Source organism: Rhizobium sp. 01T437 (genome assembly GCF_056398505.1).
In genome coordinates this window covers 1-418 of sequence record NZ_JBFTPM010000085.1, presented here as the reverse complement: position 1 = coordinate 418, position 418 = coordinate 1, and the positions used below count along the sequence as shown (strand labels likewise).

Genomic DNA, 418 nt, shown 5'->3' with positions numbered 1-418 from the left:
CGAGCTCGAACACGACACCGACGGCGGTTGCCGATGCGGGTGACGCGACCGAGAAGGGTGGTGTTGCCAATGGTTCGGGTGGTGTGGTTGCGAGCGGCAATGTGCTGACCAACGACACCGATCCGGATGCCGGTGACACCAAGACGGTCACGGCCGTCGTCTTCGGTGCGACATCAGGCACGCTCGGCACGGCGCTGAACGGCACCTATGGCAGTCTCGTGCTCAGCGCATCGGGCGTCTATAGCTATGCCGTCAACGAGACCAATGCCGCCGTCCAGGCGCTACGCCAGTCGACCAATACGCTGAGCGATGTCTTCAGCTACACGATGCGCGACACTGCCGGCGCCACCGCCACGGCAAACCTGACCATCACCATCCATGGTGCCAATGACGCACCGGTGCTGGCCGTCCAGACGAC

The 418-nt window shown here is 63.9% G+C and carries 1 protein-coding gene; it reads left to right on the top strand.

What is annotated here, in order from left to right; genetic code table 11:
• Window positions 1-418, top strand: a 418-nt coding sequence (locus tag AC1DM5_RS36605; RefSeq protein ID WP_477976976.1) for a VCBS domain-containing protein, incomplete at both ends; no start/stop codon positions are given.